This is a genomic window from Prevotella sp. oral taxon 475 (assembly GCF_018127805.1).
Lineage (GTDB): Bacteria > Bacteroidota > Bacteroidia > Bacteroidales > Bacteroidaceae > Prevotella.
This window is the reverse complement of record NZ_CP072334.1, coordinates 529,759-548,633: the sequence shown is the minus strand read 5'-3', so window position 1 is coordinate 548,633 and position 18,875 is coordinate 529,759. Positions and strand designations below refer to the sequence as shown.

The following is an 18,875-nucleotide window of genomic DNA, read 5'->3' as shown; positions in this document are numbered from 1 at the left end:
TTCGCTAGGCGAAAGCTTAGCTTTTTCATTCCATTTTCTTAGCTTTTACCCTGCGTTTTCTTAGCTTTTAGAAATCGCTTTCTAAGCCATTGATATAAAACAACTTACAAACAGCACACAAACAGGAGCCAAAGAAGGAGAAAACGACGGACTTTGAGAGGAAAAATGCGCTATCTTTCGGCCGGGAACGCATTGTATTCGTCTACGTAACGGCGATAAACGGCCCGTTTCACCTCCAGCGTCGTGTTGCCCATCTGTTGCAGTTCGGCCTGCGTAATGCGTTTTCCCACGCGGATGATTAGCTTTCCACGATAGCAAACCGGCGAATGGCAAGGCATCAGTTTGCGCAGTCCGTAGAGATAAACGGGCAGAATATCGACGTTCAACTCTTTTGCCAAAGCGAAAGCTCCGTTATGAAATCGACTGATCGAACTCGTCGTCACCCGTTCGCCTTCAGGAAAGATGGCGATGCTATACCCGTTTTTCACATGCTTCCTACAAAGCGAGAGAATGGCTTCCGAACCGTTTTCGGTGGGAATAAAATCGGCAAACCGCAGCACACGGGCCACCAAGGGGTGGTGCCACACTCGACTCCCGATAGAGATAAGGATGTGGGGCGAAAGTGCCATCAGGCATACCGGGTCGAGAATAGACTGATGATTGCAGATGATCACTGCCGGACGGTCGAAGTTTTCTTCCCCATCATAACATATCTCAGTCTTTACGCCTGGCAGATGCTGAATGTCGAAACGGAAAAAGTGGTATTTCTGGCGATGAAAAATGCCCATTCGATGCACCGTCTTCCGATGTAGCACAAACAGCCACATGCCCAGCAAACAGCCATAGAACACCTGTAGAAGATAGACTGCCGCTGCCCAAGCTGTGCTCAGCAGACGAACGAGGGTGATAGGCAAAGGTCGAGCCATGCCATCGCTATTGGTATAAAGCCAACCGAAGAGCATCGGGGGGATGAGATAGGTGAGCACCACCACCGATGCCATGCCTACGATGGTGATTTCGCCCAGAGAGTGCAACGCGGGATGCCGAGCTACGACGAGCGAACCCATACCGATAAACATGATGGCAGCCGATAAAAAGATGCTGCGTTTGTAAGAAGCGAGCATACGCCGACGGTGTTTCTGCTCGTAAATCAGACCTTCGGTGATGAAGATACTATAGTCGTCGCCTTGTCCGAAGATAAAGGTGGCCAGAATGATGTTCACCAAATTGAAGCGCATATCCAGTAAATGCATCGTTCCGAGAATCCAAATCCACGACACAACCATGGGTAGGAAGGCGATAAGAGTAAGTTCTATCCGGCGAAAAGACAGCCAAAGGAAAACAAACACAATGGCTCCGCACACCCATCCGATGTAGTTGAAGTGCTGAGACAGCGTCGTTGCAATGGCCGAGTTCATGCTTTGTACATCAAAAGCCCATTGCCCATCGCCATTAGCCGCGTTGTTGTAGGCTGCCATCAAGCTGTCTGCCTGCGCAGAAGGCACGTTAAGGATGTTGACAACGGTGTTTCCCACGATGCGATTGCCCAAAGAATTGGCGGTGAGCGGTGCGAAATAGCTCACGACTTGAGGCCGATAGCGGGTGTCGAGCACAGCGTTGAAGTCGGCAAAGGCCTCTTTCGAAAATCCATTGGCAAAGGCCTCCGCAGCCAAACGCTCTTTGAGCAAGGGTCGATAACGAACAACGAAGTCGTTCCAGCGGTCGATTCGCCGCTGTTGTTCGGCCTTTCCTGCAATAAGCAGCGAGGGAAAGGCCTGCGCACTGCGCTCAAGTGCCTCTTCAACCGTCTGCCCCGTGGCAGCGAAATACACCTGTGTGGTGCCGGGAAGTTCGTTTCGCATGTGCCCCAATTCCAACAAAAGACTTTTCTGTGCATCCTTGAGGTAATTGATTTTCTGCATGTCGGTGTCGAATTGGGTCGACCAACTGAAGTAACCCAGCACGATGGTAGCCACCACAAGCCCCGCGGCCAGGTATCTGTTGCGGGGATAGGAGGGGGTGAACGGCGTGTCGTCGGTTGGTTGTTCGGCCTCTTCCAATGGCGAATCCTTGTCGCACGTCGCCAAAGGTTTGTCTTTCGCCCGCCCACAAAGATGAGGCAGAAACACCACCACAAAGCAAATAGTGCCCACAAGCATGAAAGCGGCAAACAAACCCAGGTCGCGCAGGGCGGTAGAATCCAGCGGAATGAGCGCACAAAAGGCTCCAACGGTGGTGATATTGCCTACAACGAGTGGCTCGGCAATCTCTTCCAGCGTGGTGCGCGGCGAGGGACAGTGTCCCAGATGGGTAACAAAATGCAGGGGATAGTTCACGGCAATGCCAATAATCACAGAAGCAATGCCCAACACAATGATAGAAACCTCACGGCTGACAAGGGCTATTCCACCCATCGCCACCACCCAACCGAAGGCCAAAGAGAGGGCAATGAGCGAGAGATAACGCACTCGCCGCAGGGTATAGACCAGCAAACCCAAGATCAAAACTGCCGCAATGCCTACTGCCCACAGACTGTCGGTCTTGATTTGTCGGGCATTTTCTACGGCGATGACGGGTGCTCCGGTGGTGGTGATCTGCACGTTCTGCAACTGCGCTTCCACCTTTCGTGCGGCAGCATCTATCTCTTCGATAAGCTGATTGTTCCGATCGGTCTCGCTGGAACCGAACGGCGAGTCAACCATTGCTATGGCAAAACGACCTCCCGGAGCAAAGATGCAACCGTCATTCAGTTCATATCGCATCGCACGCCCCGAGGTTTGCAGTCGCTCGAGGATAGGAGTGAACAAGCCGAGCGGATCTTTTTGAATATTTCGAGACAGCCAATCGCCCGTCGGAAAGAGCAACATCTCCTTGTCATGTCTCACTGCAGCGGCGATGCTATCAGCGTTCATCCGTCGCGACATGCGAGCATAGTCTTCCTCGTTCATCAGCAACGGCGCGTTGCGGTATACAAAATCCGCCACACGGAGCATCCTTTCATAGTCCATCCGGGCCGTGATGGTCCAACGTTTGGCCTTTGCCTGCTGCTCGAAGAGGGTTACAGCTTGCACGATTCGGTCGACATCCACCTGCGAAGTGTCCTTCATTCGAAAGACAACGAAGATTCTATCGGCGACGTTGGTTTGCCGATAGAGATCCATCGAGCGGCGATAGGTGGGATCGTTGGGCAGAAAATCGCTGATATCTTCTTTGAAACGCAACTGCAAAGCCGAAGCAACGGCAGCGACCATCACCGCTGTAAGAAGAGCCAGACGCAAGAATCGGTGCGACTGAAGGAAGTCGTACAGGCGCAGAAGAAGTCGAGTTGTCATGACAAGGGATATGAAAACTTGAGTTTAGAAACAACCGGGTGAGCGTAGATCTGCAAGAAGATGTCGCGCATTTCGGCCTCTTCGAGCGTCTGCATCCTACGTATCAACATCTCTTTGAGCCCTTCATCAGCCACCCAATCCGGCTTTTCCTCCGGGTGAAGCATGCTGTAGGCCAGTCGATGAGTAGGCATCAGTCGGTAGGCCTCGATGATACGGCGGTCGATCAGTTCGGCAATGCGTCGCGTAGCCTCGTTCAACGGGAGGGCAGAGAGAGGCGAAAGCTCCTCGGATGTCAGCGGAGGGCATACCTCGAAGTGAACTTTCCCCTTCTGTTGGTTGATGCCTGTGAGGATGCTATGGATGTCTTCGCCCGGCTGTTTCACATATTTGCCATGCCGAGAGCGAGCCATCTCGGCGGCTTTCAGCAGATCGCACGGTTCCCACTCATAGCTCACGGCCACCGGAACAATGTTCAACGCCGCCAGGGAAGCCACTTTCTCGTCATCGGCAGACTGCATAAACATCTTGATGAGCCCCTGTTCGGTTTGGTCGATGCCGTCTTTCGTGCGTCCATTACGTTGTGCGATCCACACAGACGCTCGCTTTTGAGTGATGACATGTCGGATATAGCGCGAGAGATGTAGCGAACTGCGATAAAATTCACGAGCATCTCCACCGCGTTCCACCCGAAACATCTTGTTGCTCCGACCAATATCGATCACCAAAGGATCGCACATGAGATTGGCCCCGAAGGTAATTTCACTTGTCTCGAAGCCATGATCCACCAATGCATTCTGAAGAAGCGAGGCATCGAGAACGATGTCTCGGTGGTTGCTCACAAAGAGATAGGGATGCAAGGGGTCGAGTCGTTGCAGACCGTTGCAGCTGAAATGCTCGATGCTGCGCCTCATCACCTGCTCGTTGAAGTGATACATCACCCGGCGTTGGAAGGCCCTGGTGGTGTCGATTTGTCGCAATAGACGGGCCACCTCTTCTACGTTCAAGTCGGGAAAGACGAACGCAGCCAACTGTGGGAGCCATCTACTATCGGCTATTCGCTGCATAGCTTCCGCCACTTCGGCATCCCGATAAGGGCGGATGTCGTCGAATTCGGTCTCTGTCAACAGGTCGTTCATAAGGCAATCATTGCATTTCGGCATTGTTTCTTTCGTCGATAAACTTCACCGGTTTTCTACTTTTGGCCGGGAAATTGATACGTCTCACCTCCTCTACGGGCAGCAATTCCACGATGGGAGCCACGCGGATGCGCGAGCGGAAGCTGTCTTTCAGCGTCTTGATGAGTTCTTCTCGGCTCTTTTCGTCCGCACAGGGCGTTTTAAGGGCCACTTTTACAATCACCTCATCCGTGCCGGCGACCGACGAACGCACCACTACCACGTAGCATTCCACGTAAGGCGTGTTGTCGAGCACATCGTTAATGGCCGGCGGATAGAGCGTTGTACCCTTCAGTTTAATCATGTTATTCTTGCGTCCCACGAGCGGAGTGAGCCTATAGGCCCATCGTCCGCACGGGCATTGCTCGGTGCGCATGGCGGCGATGTCGCCTGTTCGGAATCGCAACAGCGGCATTGCCTCCACCCCGAGGGTAGTGACGACCACCTCTCCGGCCTGTCCCGGCGATACGGGAAGATTGTCTTCGCCGATGATTTCCACGATAATCAGCTCCGGATGTACATGTCCGCCCTGTCCGAAGCCGCATTCTGAGAAGGTGGCTCCCATCTCTGTGCTCGAGTAAGTGGCAAAAAGCTGCACCTCAGGCCATTTTTCCCGGATGCGCTGCCCCAGAAGATTGAGTGAGAAATCTTGCCGTCGGAGCCCCTCGCCGATACCGATGATGCGGCGAACCGACGAGTGGCGGTAGTCGATGTCATGCTCTTCGGCATACTCGATGAGGCGAAGGATGAACGAGGGGACACACATCAGCGTATCGGGACGCATGCGACGGATCGTGTCCCATTGCAGTTCGGGGATGCCATTGCCCACCCTGATCACGCCGGCACCTAAGCGGCGGAGCCCCAGAAAGTAGGCCATGCCGGCCATAAACCGCTTGTCGAGGGTGGTCATCAGTTGCACGATGCTGTCTGGAGTGAGACCTGCACAGGCAAACGACTTGGCCTCATTGAAAGCCAAACGTTCCAGGTCGGCATCTGTGCAGCCAAAGGTCACGGGATCTCCCAGCGTTCCCGAGGTGGTGATATAGTCGATGATGCGGTGCTTGGGCACACAAAGAAAGTCGTCGTTAAAGAGCTGTAAGTCTTTCTTTTCTGTAAAAGGAAGGGCGGCCAGGTGTTCGATACAGCTGATTCTACCGATGTCGATGCTCTGCTCTTCGAACATCCGGCGATAGTAGCGCGAGTGTTCTTGCAGATAACGCAGCTGTTTTTGCAGCAGCTCTTCCTGGAAACGTTTGATTTCCAGGGGCGATTGAAATTCTATATCGTTGTTCATCATCGATGTTTTCTTTACGTGAGATGATTGCTTTTTTTGTTTCTATTTTCAGGCCCTGAAGGCATCGATTTCTAAAAGCTTAGCTTTTGCCTTGCGTTTTCTTAGCTTTTGGGCATCGTTTTCTTAGCTTTCGGCGTACAAAAGCTTAGCTTTTGCCATGCGATCGATAAACGATTGTTGCTCAACGAGTTATCAACTCGACCCAAAACGAATAAAAAAGCCCGGCACAAAGCCCTGCCCTTCGGACGCGGAGGCTCTGATAACCAACTCTTCCGGCTCAGCTAAAAGCCCGTTTCTTTGAGCCAATCGAGAAACGCTTGCCGCCATTGCCGACACTCGGGCGTGCCTTTTGTGTCGCTGGCTCCGAAGCCGTGGCCGCCGGTTTTGTAGAGAAGATACCGGTGGGTGATGCCTTTGGCAGTGAGAGCAGAGTCGAGCAGCAGACTATTTCCGTATTTAACGATGGGGTCGTCTTGGCAGTTGACCAGGAAAACGGGCGGACATCCTGCCGGGATATGCCGTTCGAGTGAGAGCGAATCGCGCATTCGGCGGTTGTATTTGCCCCATTCGCCCAGGATGCCCTTTCGCGAACGCTTGTGCACCCAACGCTTGTCGGCAAGCGTCACCACAGGGTAGAGAGGCACAACGAAGTTGGGACGAAGCGTCACTTGCGGTCTGATGCCCAGCGGAGCGAGGAAGTTGGTGCCGCTGAACACGGCCGATGCCATCGCCAAATGTCCGCCGGCAGAGAAGCCCATCACACCTATCTTTTCAGCATCGATGCCCCATTGGGCAGCGTTCTGGCGCACCAATTGGATGGAACGTTGCACATCGCGCAGCATATCGGGCTGTCTGTGCCCTCTGAACAGCAGGCGATAGTGGGAGATATAGGCCCAAACGCCCGCCACACGATAGCGAAGCACGAAGGCGGCGATGCCGTTTCGGTTGAGCCATTGGGCCACTTCGATGCCTTCGGTCTGCATGTCGAGCCAGTGATAGCTGCCGCCCGGACATACAATGACGGCCGTTCGGCTCACAGTTTTGCCCTCGGGCAGATAGGGGGTGAGGGTCACTTGCGGAGCTTTTTCGCATGTTCCCTTCCATATTTGTATCTGGGCTGTGGCATGGAGGGCGGTCAAGAGCAACAGCAGGAGTAAGTTTCGTTTCATCCGTTTATAGCTTTCTGATGATGACATTGCGCCCTACAATGGCCTCGGCGGTGGTAATGGCCGAAAGCGGAACGCCGCAAATGCCGTGCAAACCCACGCACTGACCGGTGAGAAAAAGGTTGCGCACCTTGGTGACAACGGGCACCTGCGAGAGCAAAAGATTGTTGCAGTCTTTGGAATAGCCGTAGATGGCTCCGCGAGTGGTATGATAATAGTCGCGAATGGTGAGCGGACTGCCCGACCAAACCTGCTTGACGGCCTGCCGAAAGTGGGGGTGCAGCTCTTCCATCCGGTCGATGATGCGTTCCTCTTGCCGCTTTTTCCAGGCCCGATAACTGTCGTCGCGCCGCCCGATATAACTGTCTTCCCACGGCGAAACGGCCTCGAAGGGCATCAGGCAGTTCACGATAAGATGACTGGCCCATGGCGTTTGCTGGGGCGTTGGCGGCGTCATGTACATGAATCCATAAGGAAAGGTCTGCTCATCATAGTGAGCCAGGTTCCAAATCTTGTCGTAATCCTGCTGATAATAACAGGTGTGGTTGATGTAAGGAAAGGCTTTGGGATGCAGTTCGACGAACAGACTGAAGGTGGAATAGGTGCTGGGGATCGACCGAAGACGGTTTGCGTAAGCCTTGGGAAAGGCCGATGTGTCGGCAATGCGCAACATCTCGTCGGGGTGAACGGCAGAGATGTAATAACGGGCAGAGAACTTTCGCCCGTCCTTTGTGTGCACACAACTCACCATTCGGTCGGTCGTCTCGATGCGTTCGGCCTGTGCCAGGGGTATCACCTGTCCGCCTTCGCTCTCGATGACCCGGCAAAGAGCGGTGGCCAATTGCTGCGAACCGCCTACAAAACGGTCGGTTCCGTTGATATAAAGCACATTGATGAGCGCGTGAACGTAAGCCGGCGTATGTCCGGCAACGCCTCCATACATCGGATTCATATAAGCCAGGATGTCGCGTAGCTTAGGGTGGGCGATGTAACGAGCGATGAAGCGATCGGCCGGCATGGTGAATTCGTCGCTGTATGGATGGAAGGATTCCTCTGAAGAACGCAGATAAAAGAGGTCGAGTTCTTGGGTAAGGGCATACATCCGGTCGACATATCGGCGCAGATTCTCTTTTTCTGTGGGGAAATAGGCAGCCAAACTCTCGACGAAGCCTTCTCGCCCGGCGGCGATTCGATAGGTTGCACCATCCGAGGCATAGGTGATTTGATCCATACAGTCGGCATCTACGGGGCGCAACTGCAAGCTATCCATCACGCCTAAATAAGTACAGATGCGGCGAAGACTGCCTCCCGGGCGAAAGCCGCCTAAGATATGCATGCCCGTTTCGAAGGCAATGCCGTGACGATGGAAGGTTTGCAGACCACCGCCGACAGTGCCGTTCTTCTCCAAAACGGTAACGACGAAGCCCTCTTTGGCGAGCAATGCTCCGGTCATGAGTCCGCCTAAGCCGCCTCCGATGATGAGTATCTCTTCTTTCATGTTATGCTTTCTCTCCCTCGTTTTCCCTGATTTGTCGGTAAATCTCTTCGGAAGTGAGCAGTTCGCTGCACGTAACCACCGATCCAACCAGCACTCCCAGCATACCGTGCGAGTTGATATTCTGCCCCGTGAGCAGGAGATTGGGAATGCGAGTTTTGTATTGCACGTGGCAGGCAGCCCCTTTTGTGATGTCTTTTGCTACGCCATACATCCCCCCGCGCTCGGTTCCGGTGTAGTCGAAATAGGTTAGCGGGGTAGACGTCCAGTAGTTTTCAATACAGCTACGCAGGCCCGGATGCTGCCGTTCGGCTAAGGAGATGAGCCGTTCGGCCCGGTCTTGCTTGAACGCTTCGTAGTCGGCTCCGCGGCGACCGATAGCCGTTCCCGACCAACGTGCCACGTCTTCAAACTGCATATAACTGAGCAATTCGCCGCACTGGGCCCACTTCGGCACGTCGTCACGCCCTTCTCCCGCAGCTTTTTCGGGGCACATGTGCATGTAAAGATAGCCCTTGGGCCACTCCTCTTCTCTGTAATGCTCGCACCCCCAAGGCGTGTCAGAAGCATAACCGTAGAAGTTGTGATTGCTGTAGGGCATGCTTTCGGGTTTGAACTTCATGTAGACGGCAAAACCACCCACAGTGTTCGGCACGGCCAAGAGACGTCGGCAGTAGGCCGGGCGTAAGAGATGGTTGCCCTTGAGCATCTCGAGCAGGCGATTGGGATGCACCGCCGAGATCACAAGGTCGGCCGGATGGCATTCTCCATCGGCTGTGATCACGCCCGTAGCACGACTCTCATCGCACACCACCTGCACCGCCTTGCGACGCGTGAGCACAGCTCCGCCCAGACCCTCGATGGTCTTTACCAACGAACGTGTGATGACATCGCTGCCCCCGGCAATGCGAAATGCACTGCGATTGTAGAAATCGGTGATGAAAGCATGGGTAGAAAAAGGTGTTTTCCCTCGCTCGGCGGCATATAAAGGAAGGTTGCCCACGAGCACGCGGCGTAGCATCGGGTCGGCAATCACACTGTCGATCACCTCGTCTATGCTGCGTATCTGAAACTCGGTGTTCAGCACAGCATCGTTCTCGGCATGGCGCAGCGAGTGGAGCGAAGAGGCGTTAGCCACCTGTTCTACCAGCGAAAAGTAACGGTACAGGCCGTCTTTCTCCTTGGGAAAGTGGGCGGCGAGGGTCTCGACAAAGGCCTCTCGCCCGTTGGCCAGTTTGAATTCGTGTCCGCCCAGCCAAATATGGTCGTATCCACTCTTATCGAGCCGGGTGAGAGGGATGTCTCCCAGACCGAGATAACGCATGAGACGGTATAACGTCTGCCCCTCATCGGCACTACCGATGAAGTGCATTCCCGTTTCGAACTTCGCCCCGCCGCGGTGGAAACATTGAAGACATCCGCCCGCCTGTGTGCCTTGTTCAAGCACCGTCACTCGGTAACCGTTGCGTGCGAGGATCACACCGCACGACAGTCCGCCCAGTCCGCTGCCTATGATGATACAACTCTTCATTATCAATGGAAATCTCCTTCGATTGTCAGTAGGAAGAGGCGGCTCTTTTCTCTCTTGTGAAAAACAAGACCGTGGCCCCTTGAATACAAGAATTTCTATGCAAAGTTACGATAAAATTCACAATCTTTTCCTGCAAAAAGGGGAAAGTTGGCCGTAGCCCTCTCCCTCCTTTCTCTCTGCCTACGGAAGGCGTTGAGTATAAAGACGTTAAGACACGGGATGGCAAAAGCTAAGAAAATGACGTGCAAAAGCTAAGAAAATGCAAGTCCATCTCTTAGCTTTTACACCCTAAAAGCTAAGAGATGGATTAGGAAGGAGGGAAAGAGGAAGGAGCGGGCAGAGGAAGAGCACGTGAGTTGGCGTTAACCAACAACTTGTAAGAGTAGGTCGGTTGGTAGAATAAGGTCGACAAACGAAGCGTGCTTACGCTGTCAGAATAACGTTCTTCAAAATGAATGCCGCCCTATAAAAATGTATAAAAACGGCTGCGGTGAGAGGTTTTGTTCGCTATTTACGGCGTACCTTTGTGGCAACGTCAGGATTGACACATGATATATAATAAAGAAAGGCAGAAAGATGTATCTTGAAAAAATCGATTCGCCCAAAGATTTGCGGGCACTGAATGTAGAAGAATTAAAGGGAGTGGCTGAAGAAGTACGGGCCGCAGTGTTGCATCGCGTGAGTCATCATGGCGGACATGTGGGGCCGAATCTCGGTGCGACAGAGGCCATTGTGGCCCTGCACTATGTGTTCGATACGCCCGAAGATAAGCTCGTTTTCGATGTTTCGCACCAGAGTTACCCACACAAGGTGCTCACAGGACGCGCCAAGGGATTTCTCGACGACGAGGCTCTGGATGCCATTTCAGGCTATAGTTCGCCTCTGGAGTCGCCCGTTTACGACAATTTCGAGGTGGGGCACACCTCTACTTCCATTGCCCTGGCCACAGGTTTGCAGAAAGGACGCGACGTCTTGGGCGGAAAGGAGAATGTCATTGCCTTTATCGGCGACGGGAGTTTGAGCGGCGGCGAGGCTTTCGAAGGCTTGGATACGGCGGCCGAAATCGGTACGAACATCATCGTCGTCGTGAACGATAACGAGATGAGTATTGCCGAAAACCACGGCGGCATCTATGCGAATCTCAAACTGTTGCGTAACACCCGAGGACAAGCGGAACTGAATCTCTTTCGCGCTTTCGGTTTCGATTACCACTATCTTGAACAGGGCAACGACGTGAAGGCTCTGGTGGAGCTGTTCCGCCAGGTAAAAGACACGCCGCGCCCCACCGTGGTGCACATCCAGACGGAGAAGGGACACGGCTACGAACCGGCCGTGAACGACAAGGAACACTGGCACTACTGCGCACCGTTCGACCTGGCCACGGGACAGACAAAAGAAAAGGGCGGAGGCGAATACACGCCTTTCCTGCTGGGAAACTTCCTCATGGAGGAGATGAAAACCGACCCGACACTCGTGGCTATCTCGGCGGGCGTACCCATGGCATTGGGCTTCGGACCCGAACAACGTCGGCAGATGGGCCGCCAATACATCGATGTGGGCATTGCTGAAGAGGAAGCTGTGGCACTGGCCTCGGGCATGGCGAAACGCGGAGCACGACCGGTGTTCAGCACGTTTGCCACCTTTTTGCAGCGCACCTACGACCAACTGGCTCAAGACCTCTGCGTGAACGGTAATCCGGCGGTCATCAACGTGCTGGGTGCATCGGTCTTCGGGATGAACGACTTCACGCATATCTGCTTCTTCGATATCCCCATGTTCAGTCATATCCCTAACCTCGTCTATCTGGCTCCCACCACTTTCGAAGAGCTCATCGCCATGGAACGATGGGCCATCCGGCAGGAACAGTATGCCGTTGCCATCCGTGTTCCGGCGGGAGAGACCGTGCATAGCAACGAGACTTACGAGGAAGACTATTCGCAACTCAACCGTTTCAAGGTGCAAAGATGGGGCTCGGAGGTGGCGATCATTGCCGTGGGCAACTTCTTTCAGAAAGGAGAGACGGTGACAAAGGCTTTGGCCGACGAGGGCATTGAGGCCACACTGATCAATCCACGCTATCTGACAGGCGTCGACGAGGCTCTGCTCGAGCGTCTCAAAGCCGAGCATCGGTTGGTGGTGACACTGGAAGACGGCTGCATCGATGGAGGGTTCGGCGAACGCATCGCCCGCTTCTACGGGCCCACAGATATGAAGGTGCTCTGCCTGGGCATCAAAAAGGCTCTCTACGACCGCTATAACGTTGAGCAACTTTTGCACGACAACGAACTCTTAGACGAGCAAATCGTGGCAAAGGTAAAGCAATTGCTGAATAACAGTTCGGTGCGACATACACAATAACACAGAGGAGTGCACGAAAAAAGCAGGTGCCCAGAAATGCATTTCTCGACACCTGCTTTTTCATATCTCTCCTAAAAGAGGGGCAGGGATCAGTCTTTTTATCCGTAAATCACCTTTCCGTTTTCGTCTTCGTAGGGTGCGAGGTCTTTGCTATACTGGTTCATGGCACGCAAACTCATGCCCATGTTCGAGAAACCGCCATCATGGAAGAGCGTCTGCATGGTTACTTTACGAGTGAGATCGCTGAAAAGCGTCACGCAATAGTCGGCACACTCCAAGGCAGAAGCATTTCCCAAAGGCGACATCTTATCGGAGAAATCCATCATATTGTCGATATCCTTGATGCCTTTTCCTGCTGTTGTGGGTGTGGGCGACTGCGAAATGGTGTTGATTCGCACATTTTTCTCGCGTCCATAGATGTAACCGAAGCTGCGGGCGATGCTCTCCAACAGACTCTTTGCATCGGCCATGTCGTTGTAACCGAAGAAAGTGCGATGCGAAGCGATATAGGTGAGGGCTACTACCGAACCATATTCGGCAATGGCATCTACCTTCTTGGCAGCCTGAAGCATCTTATGGAACGAGATGGCAGAGATGTCGAGCGTCTTGTTGAGCCAGTTGTAGTCGAGATCATCATAGGTTCGACGTTTGCGAACGTTAGGACTCATACCGATGGAGTGGAGCACGAAGTCGATCTTTCCGCCCAAAAGCTCTTGCGCTTTAACGAAAACGTTCTCCAAATCGTCGTAGTTAGTGGCGTCGGCAGCAACAATCGGTGCGTTGATTTTCTTGGATAGCGCATCAAGTTCACCCATGCGCAGAGCCATTTCGGTGTTGCTCAGCACGATGTTAGCCCCTTCTTCGGCGCAACGTTCAGCCACTTTCCATGCGATGGACAAGTCGTTCAGCGCACCAAAGATCACGCCGCGCTTGCCTTTCAATAAATTGTATGACATATTTCTTTGCTAAAAAATTCGCTGCAAAAGTACGGCTTTTATGCAAGAAAGCCAAGGAAAAGGGATGGAAACTGGCATGCGGCACAGCCGTAGACCTTTCTATCAGAGCGGGTTGAGGACCTACAAATTAGTCGGAGGAAACCTGCCGCATCCGGATGATTTGCCTTACCTTTGCACCCCAAGACAAAACGTACTTCTGCCGGATTTCCATTCACAGAAGAGAGACCGGAAGAGGATGACTGCGAACAAGCTATTCGAAAATGAAACAGAAAAGAAACTGGAGAGGAAAGGGTGTGAGATGGGTCGCGGCAGTCTGCCTACTGCTTGCAGCTGCGGCGATGTATGGCTGGTGGCATTTCTTTTATTCGCGCGAGGAAATGGAGCGGAGCGTGGCCCTTGTGGAGTGCATTCGCTACGAAACGCTCACGCCGACGAGTGGACAGCAGGTGTTCTTCGCTGGCATTGGCCCGGATTCCTCTCTCGTCTTGCCTGCTCTTGCGCCCGATTCCACATTGATGCGCCCGCACCGAAAGGTGGGTTGGTGGGTGAACCGCTATCCTCTCATTCCCTCTTGCCATGGCACATTGCTGACGGAGGCTCCCTCGGGCAGTTGGCATGATACACTTTCGGGCAAAGGATGGCGACAGGTGCGACTGCGGACGATACAGAATTTAGAGGCCGAACATCGCCGGATGAAGAAGCAGTTGACCGAAATGGAAGAATATCTGCGGGTGCACAGCGTGCAGGACGAGGGCTACACGGACATCGCCGAGCGAGCTCTTCAGCAGCGAGGATCTGTTGCCCGCACGGCGGCTCTACTTCTACAGCTGCGTCGTTTCTCGCCCGACGTTCCTCCTGTACACCGTGTGCACTATATATATAAGGTGATGACGGCTGGCGGGAACTTTGTCATGAAACCGAGAGCGACAGATACACAACAGGGATGGGTGCTGTTGCAAACTGCCGACGAGCAGACTCCTCCTGGCGTTCAACCGCTCTCGCCGCTGCCATGGGCGGTCGCCACCAAGGGCGAAAAGCTCGTGGCCTCTTATCCCGGACTACTTTTCCTCCCCTCTCATCCCCTCGCAAGTTCCGCCAAAAAGGCTCCCGTACAGGCCGTTGTCATTCCCGTTCACTTTCGCCGTGACAGTATTTGCCCTTCCGGTGAAGTGCTCTTCCCCGGCGGGTCGCCTGTTTTTACGCCTACAGGTGGTTTTGTGGGATGGATTTCCGATGGTCGTTTCATCTCTCATCCTGTTCTTTCAGACAAACTATGAAAAGAATTCGTCTCCCCTTTGTCTTCCTCCTCTTTCTCGGTATGAGTCTCTTGGCCTCGTGCCAACTCCGCGTGCGTACCCTCGATGAAGGACAAACCGGTCAGGCTCTCTTGCAACGCGGCGACACGCTCTATCAAGGTGCGCTGCAACACGGCCGCTATCATGGCTACGGCGTGCTGTTGGTGAAAGACAGTGTGATATATGCCGGACATTGGAACCATGGTCGGCGGCAAGGACCAGGCCTCTGCACCGATGCACAAGGTCGGCAAATCGCAGGCACTTGGAATGCTGATACGCTGGTGAGCGGGAGTCGCGAGGATGCCGCGGGCCTCTATCGCGGTTGCTTCGACCGAGAGATGCGCGCCTGCGGACATGGCTCGCTACTCGCACCAGACGGCAGCTACAGCGAGGGGCGATGGGAAAGAGACGCTCTCAATGGCCACGGTTTCGCCTTTACGCCACAGCACAAACTACGTGTGGGAGAGTTTCGCAACGGGCGTTTCCTCGGCGAACGACTCACCTACACCACCGAACGCATCTACGGCATCGATATCTCCAAGTATCAGCATCTCGTCGGCGGTCGTCGATATCCCATCCATTGGTCCCAACTTCGCATCACGCATCTGGGCAACGCCAGCCGGAAAGCCATCCACGGACGGGTAGACTATCCCATTTCCTTTCTTTATATCAAGTCGACCGAGGGCACCACACTCCTCAATCCTTTCTATCGCGCCGACTATCGCGCAGCTCGCGCTCACGGTTTTCGTGTAGGCTCCTATCATTTCTTCTCCATTCACACTCCGGCTGCAGCGCAAGCCCGTCATTTTCTGCGCCGCTCCTATTTCCGTCGAGGCGACCTCCCACCGGTGCTCGATGTCGAACCCACTCCTCAACAAATTCATCGCATCGGCGGTGCAGCCGAGCTCTTTGCTCGTGTTCGCACCTGGCTCTCCATTGTTCGTAGACAGACCGGGCGACGACCGGTGCTCTACATCAGTCAGCAATTCGTCAATCGCTATCTACCCTTGGCTCCCGACCTCAAGCGCAATTATGATATTTGGATCGCTCGTTATGGCGAATACAAGCCCGACGTGCACCTGCTCTACTGGCAGCTCTGCCCCGACGGACGCGTGCGAGGCATCCACGGCGAGGTAGACATCAGTGTTTTCAACGGCTATCAAGACGTTTTCGACCGATTTCTTCAAACACTTTAGTGCCATTTTGCAACGAATAATTCCTATCTTTGCATTTGACAACAACCCTAAACGAGGCCTTTCTCTCTTCGAGAAAGGCCTCTTATTTTTTATTTCATCAGAAAGATATAACGCTCCTACCCTCTCCTCATCCATCACTCATACAGCAGGAGCAGACCGGCGATGGCAGCATAGCCCATCATCCGGATGGGATGGATGTGGAGGAACTTCGTACCCACAAAAGTGGCGACAAAGAGAAAGAGGCTCACACCAAACTGCCACGGACTGTGCGAGGGCGAACCAAAGTTGTCGGTCGTCATCAACAGCAAGGCTGCAGCGGCAAGCAGTCCTACGACAGCGGGTCGGAGCCCGGCGAAGATGCTCTGCACGGGCTTCGTGTCCATGTATTTCATAAACATCTTACTGATGAGCACCATCAGGATGAACGACGGCAGCACCAAGGCCAGCGTAGCCACGACGCTGCCCAGCACGGCCAGAGGTGTACCCATCCCTGCGTTCTGCACGGCCACATAGCCGCAATAAGTGGCGGCGTTGATACCGATAGGACCGGGCGTCATTTGCGAGATGGCTACGATATTGGTAAATTCGGCCGAACTGAGCCAATGGTGCTGCACCACCGTTTGGGTTTGAATGAGCGAGAGCATGCCATAGCCGCCGCCGAACCCAAAGAGTCCGATGATGAAGAAGGTATAAAAAAGTTCTAAGAAAACCATCGTTGCAATTGTTCTTTACGGGTCGGAGTCTCCGATCGATGTCCTACCTCTCGTTGAGCCTCCTCGTTTCTATGGGCGAAAAGTGCGACTGCGAGAGTTTAGAACGGTGTTCGGCGGTCGGCCCCCCACATCATTTTATTTCTCAGCGTGGCGAAATAGCTCTGTCCCTGCCGGCGCACCAGTTGCACGGCATAGGGAGCTTTGCGCAAGCGAATGGTGGTGCCCTCGGTCAGAGGTCGGCTCCGACCGTCTACAGCCACAAGGTAGCAGTGCGACCTACTCTCCACCCGCAGTTCGATGCAGACATCATCGCTCACCACGATGGGACGTACATTGAGACTATGCGGAGCCACCGGCGTGAGGATGAAGCTGTGGGTGCCAGGCACAATGATAGGGCCACCGTTCGACAGGTTATAGGCTGTAGACCCCGCCGGCGTGGCCACGATCAGTCCGTCGGCCTGATAGGTCACCAGTTCCTCGCCGTTGATGTTGGCGTGAATCGAAATCATGGCCGCATTGTCTCGTTTGAGCACTGCCACGTCGTTCACAGCAAAAGGATTGCCGTCGAAGGTCTCGCCATCCACCTCCACCTCGATCACAGCATGCGCCTCTAAGGAGAATTGTCCGGCAAAAATCTCGCCGAGCGCACCCTCCACCTCGTCGGGCATCACGTCGGCCAAGAAACCCAGTCGCCCCATATTGATGCCCACAATGGGAATAGGCTTGGCCCCCACCCGCCCGGCGGCTTTGAGAAAAGTGCCGTCTCCGCCCAAGGAGAGGGCGAAATGAGCCGAGAAGCGGTCGCCATCGAAGGTATCGGCCTCATGCTCCATCAATCCCTCCTGCACCAGCCAGCGGTAGAAGGGACGGTCGATGTGCACCCGCGCGCCGTGGCTCGCCAGGCAGCACAGCGTCTGTCGAATGGCCTGTTCGTTTTTCTCTTGATAGGTGTTGCCGAAAAGGGCAAACTCCAGTGCATCGTTCGTCATTCTTGGTGGTTGATAACGACTGCAAATTTAGGTAAAATCTGCGAGAAATACGCGTCCCGACTTTGGGAAGGCCTATTCTCTGCATTTTCCATGTTTCCCAAAATTGGGAAACTCTGTTTTTCTTGTTTTCTGCCCTTCCCAACCTTGGGACCGTTTCTTTTTCTTCTCTTCTGCCCTTCCCAAAGTTGGGAAGCCCAGTTTTCGGCGTTTTCGAGGTTTCCCAAAGTTGGGACGAGGATTTCGCGAAACCATCCAGAGCTTTTACCCGAAAAAGGGAGATCAAAAAAGCGAGTTCGGGAGCCCTCAACGAGGCATTCCCAAACTCGTGTTTGTTTTTCCATCAAGTGGTATCTGTCTTGACGGGAGATGACCTTTGGTGATGCGGGAGATGACTTCCGGAGGTTCGGGAGGTCATCTCCCGTCTATCGTGCGATGATCTCCCGCATCTGTTGTGATGCTCTCCCGCACAACGGGCGATCATCTCCATCAATTTCCACCAGGTGTGCAATCGGCAGGAGTCATCAAGACGCACCTAATATCCGGCATTTTGCCAAGGTTGCTGCTCGAAGGGCTCTTCTTCCTCCTCGTCGAAGAAATCGCCGGCCTTGGCATCGCCGCCGTCGCCGGCCGCACCATGGCGCGAGATGGGGATGGGCAGTCCGCCCAACACGTCGTACAAATCTTTGATGTCTACAAGTTGTATCTGCGGGGTGTAATAAGCTTTTTTCATCATGGCTGTGTGGATTGGAGTTTCACAAATTTCTTACCGTTCACGATATAGATACCGCCGACAGGCAGCGCATCGAGTTGCGGGTGCCTGCCGGAATGTGCGGAAAAGATACTATATTTGCAAGCAGCATGCGGAGAGTGGCGAAGCGGATGGGTCTTCTTGCTCTGCTCCTGGGCTGGATGACAGCAGGGCGGACGCAAACGTTTGGTTTGGAAAAGCAGACCGACAGCCTCTACTTCCTCACACTCTCCACGGACTCCATGCTTCACCGCTGGTCGCTGCCGCATCCCGTCTATCGATTCTGCACGGGCGATGTAGACGGCGACGGACGAGTGGACGCCCTGGTGGGGGTGGTGAATCAAACGCGATTCTATCGGCAGAGAGGTCGTCGCCTATTTATCTTCAAAAACTACAAGGGGCGGGTGCGACCACTTTGGCTCGGTTCGAAGTTGGGCGGCATTTTGCAAGACTTCCGCTTCGTAGCCGGGCGGGTGCGCAGCCTGGAAACCACGCGAGACGGCCTATACGTTGTGGCCGAATATCGCTGGCAGGGCTTTGGACTGGGATTCGTCCGCTTCTTAGTGGTGAAAGTGGGACGGGAAGAGGCTCTGAGAGTCTTTGAGTCGGAAGACGAATGAGGAAGGA

General features: G+C 54.0%; 15 protein-coding genes. 4 read left to right on the top strand and 11 right to left on the bottom strand.

From position 1 onward, the window contains the following. Window positions 1-170: 170 nt before the first annotated feature. From J5A66_RS02105 to J5A66_RS02080, 6 genes are all read right to left on the bottom strand, one after another. The gene (locus tag J5A66_RS02105; protein ID WP_211790824.1) at window positions 171-3,332 is read right to left on the bottom strand and encodes a 1-acyl-sn-glycerol-3-phosphate acyltransferase; all 3,162 of its coding nucleotides are present in this window, start codon (window positions 3,330-3,332) and stop codon (window positions 171-173) included. After that, on the bottom strand, window positions 3,329-4,492 hold the full coding sequence (locus J5A66_RS02100; RefSeq protein WP_249110004.1) for a 1-acyl-sn-glycerol-3-phosphate acyltransferase: 1,164 nt from the start codon (window positions 4,490-4,492) through the stop codon (window positions 3,329-3,331). The genes J5A66_RS02105 and J5A66_RS02100 overlap by 4 nt, the downstream gene beginning before the upstream one ends. Then, complete coding sequence (locus J5A66_RS02095) at window positions 4,476-5,801, bottom strand: phenylacetate--CoA ligase family protein (protein WP_211791396.1); 1,326 nt, start codon at window positions 5,799-5,801, stop codon at window positions 4,476-4,478. The genes J5A66_RS02100 and J5A66_RS02095 overlap by 17 nt, the downstream gene beginning before the upstream one ends. Before the next feature lie 281 nt (window positions 5,802-6,082). Continuing rightward, window positions 6,083-6,970: an alpha/beta hydrolase gene (locus J5A66_RS02090; protein WP_211790823.1), complete on the bottom strand. Its 888-nt coding sequence runs from the start codon at window positions 6,968-6,970 to the stop codon at window positions 6,083-6,085. A gap of 4 nt (window positions 6,971-6,974) precedes the next feature. Continuing rightward, a complete protein-coding gene (locus J5A66_RS02085) occupies window positions 6,975-8,465 on the bottom strand; it encodes an NAD(P)/FAD-dependent oxidoreductase (protein ID WP_211790822.1) in 1,491 nt (496 codons plus the stop codon). A gap of 1 nt (window position 8,466) precedes the next feature. Beyond that, entirely contained in the window at window positions 8,467-9,993 is a 1,527-nt protein-coding gene (locus J5A66_RS02080) for an NAD(P)/FAD-dependent oxidoreductase (protein WP_211790821.1), read from the bottom strand. Between the two features lie 576 nt (window positions 9,994-10,569). Between J5A66_RS02080 and J5A66_RS02075 the strand changes: the two genes are divergently transcribed. Next, window positions 10,570-12,351 (top strand): 1-deoxy-D-xylulose-5-phosphate synthase, encoded by a 1,782-nt coding sequence (locus tag J5A66_RS02075; protein WP_211790820.1) that lies wholly within the window; start codon window positions 10,570-10,572, stop codon window positions 12,349-12,351. A 98-nt stretch (window positions 12,352-12,449) separates the two neighbouring features. Here the strand turns inward: J5A66_RS02075 and J5A66_RS02070 are convergent, their stop codons facing one another. Continuing rightward, entirely contained in the window at window positions 12,450-13,307 is an 858-nt protein-coding gene (locus J5A66_RS02070) for an enoyl-ACP reductase (protein WP_211790819.1), read from the bottom strand. Window positions 13,308-13,567: 260 nt separating this feature from the next. Between J5A66_RS02070 and J5A66_RS02065 the strand changes: the two genes are divergently transcribed. Both J5A66_RS02065 and J5A66_RS02060 read left to right on the top strand, forming a co-directional pair. Further along, window positions 13,568-14,584: a hypothetical protein gene (locus tag J5A66_RS02065; RefSeq protein ID WP_211790818.1), complete on the top strand. Its 1,017-nt coding sequence runs from the start codon at window positions 13,568-13,570 to the stop codon at window positions 14,582-14,584. Beyond that, a complete protein-coding gene (locus J5A66_RS02060; RefSeq protein ID WP_211790817.1) occupies window positions 14,581-15,798 on the top strand; it encodes a GH25 family lysozyme in 1,218 nt (405 codons plus the stop codon). Before J5A66_RS02065 ends, J5A66_RS02060 begins: the two co-directional genes overlap by 4 nt. A gap of 134 nt (window positions 15,799-15,932) precedes the next feature. Here the strand turns inward: J5A66_RS02060 and J5A66_RS02055 are convergent, their stop codons facing one another. From J5A66_RS02055 to J5A66_RS02040, 4 genes are all read right to left on the bottom strand, one after another. Beyond that, complete coding sequence (locus tag J5A66_RS02055; RefSeq protein ID WP_211790816.1) at window positions 15,933-16,511, bottom strand: chromate transporter; 579 nt, start codon at window positions 16,509-16,511, stop codon at window positions 15,933-15,935. A gap of 98 nt (window positions 16,512-16,609) precedes the next feature. Next, window positions 16,610-17,500 (bottom strand): NAD kinase, encoded by an 891-nt coding sequence (locus J5A66_RS02050; protein WP_211790815.1) that lies wholly within the window; start codon window positions 17,498-17,500, stop codon window positions 16,610-16,612. Then, window positions 17,497-17,841: a hypothetical protein gene (locus J5A66_RS02045; RefSeq protein WP_211790814.1), complete on the bottom strand. Its 345-nt coding sequence runs from the start codon at window positions 17,839-17,841 to the stop codon at window positions 17,497-17,499. The genes J5A66_RS02050 and J5A66_RS02045 overlap by 4 nt, the downstream gene beginning before the upstream one ends. Before the next feature lie 191 nt (window positions 17,842-18,032). Further along, window positions 18,033-18,233, bottom strand: a complete 201-nt coding sequence (locus J5A66_RS02040; RefSeq protein WP_211790813.1) for a hypothetical protein — start codon at window positions 18,231-18,233, stop codon at window positions 18,033-18,035. Between the two features lie 11 nt (window positions 18,234-18,244). Between J5A66_RS02040 and J5A66_RS02035 the strand changes: the two genes are divergently transcribed. After that, entirely contained in the window at window positions 18,245-18,868 is a 624-nt protein-coding gene (locus tag J5A66_RS02035) for a hypothetical protein (protein WP_371742863.1), read from the top strand. Window positions 18,869-18,875 lie beyond the last annotated feature (7 nt).

Coding starts and splice junctions, on each gene's coding strand:
- J5A66_RS02105 (WP_211790824.1), bottom strand. CDS start 3,332: ATGACAACTCGACTTCTTCTGCGCCTGTACGACTTCCTTCAGTCGCAC.
- J5A66_RS02100 (WP_249110004.1), bottom strand. CDS start 4,492: ATGCCGAAATGCAATGATTGCCTTATGAACGACCTGTTGACAGAGACC.
- J5A66_RS02095 (WP_211791396.1), bottom strand. CDS start 5,801: ATGAACAACGATATAGAATTTCAATCGCCCCTGGAAATCAAACGTTTC.
- J5A66_RS02090 (WP_211790823.1), bottom strand. CDS start 6,970: ATGAAACGAAACTTACTCCTGCTGTTGCTCTTGACCGCCCTCCATGCC.
- J5A66_RS02085 (WP_211790822.1), bottom strand. CDS start 8,465: ATGAAAGAAGAGATACTCATCATCGGAGGCGGCTTAGGCGGACTCATG.
- J5A66_RS02080 (WP_211790821.1), bottom strand. CDS start 9,993: ATGAAGAGTTGTATCATCATAGGCAGCGGACTGGGCGGACTGTCGTGC.
- J5A66_RS02075 (WP_211790820.1), top strand. CDS start 10,570: ATGTATCTTGAAAAAATCGATTCGCCCAAAGATTTGCGGGCACTGAAT.
- J5A66_RS02070 (WP_211790819.1), bottom strand. CDS start 13,307: ATGTCATACAATTTATTGAAAGGCAAGCGCGGCGTGATCTTTGGTGCG.
- J5A66_RS02065 (WP_211790818.1), top strand. CDS start 13,568: ATGAAACAGAAAAGAAACTGGAGAGGAAAGGGTGTGAGATGGGTCGCG.
- J5A66_RS02060 (WP_211790817.1), top strand. CDS start 14,581: ATGAAAAGAATTCGTCTCCCCTTTGTCTTCCTCCTCTTTCTCGGTATG.
- J5A66_RS02055 (WP_211790816.1), bottom strand. CDS start 16,511: ATGGTTTTCTTAGAACTTTTTTATACCTTCTTCATCATCGGACTCTTT.
- J5A66_RS02050 (WP_211790815.1), bottom strand. CDS start 17,500: ATGACGAACGATGCACTGGAGTTTGCCCTTTTCGGCAACACCTATCAA.
- J5A66_RS02045 (WP_211790814.1), bottom strand. CDS start 17,841: ATGGAAAAACAAACACGAGTTTGGGAATGCCTCGTTGAGGGCTCCCGA.
- J5A66_RS02040 (WP_211790813.1), bottom strand. CDS start 18,233: ATGATGAAAAAAGCTTATTACACCCCGCAGATACAACTTGTAGACATC.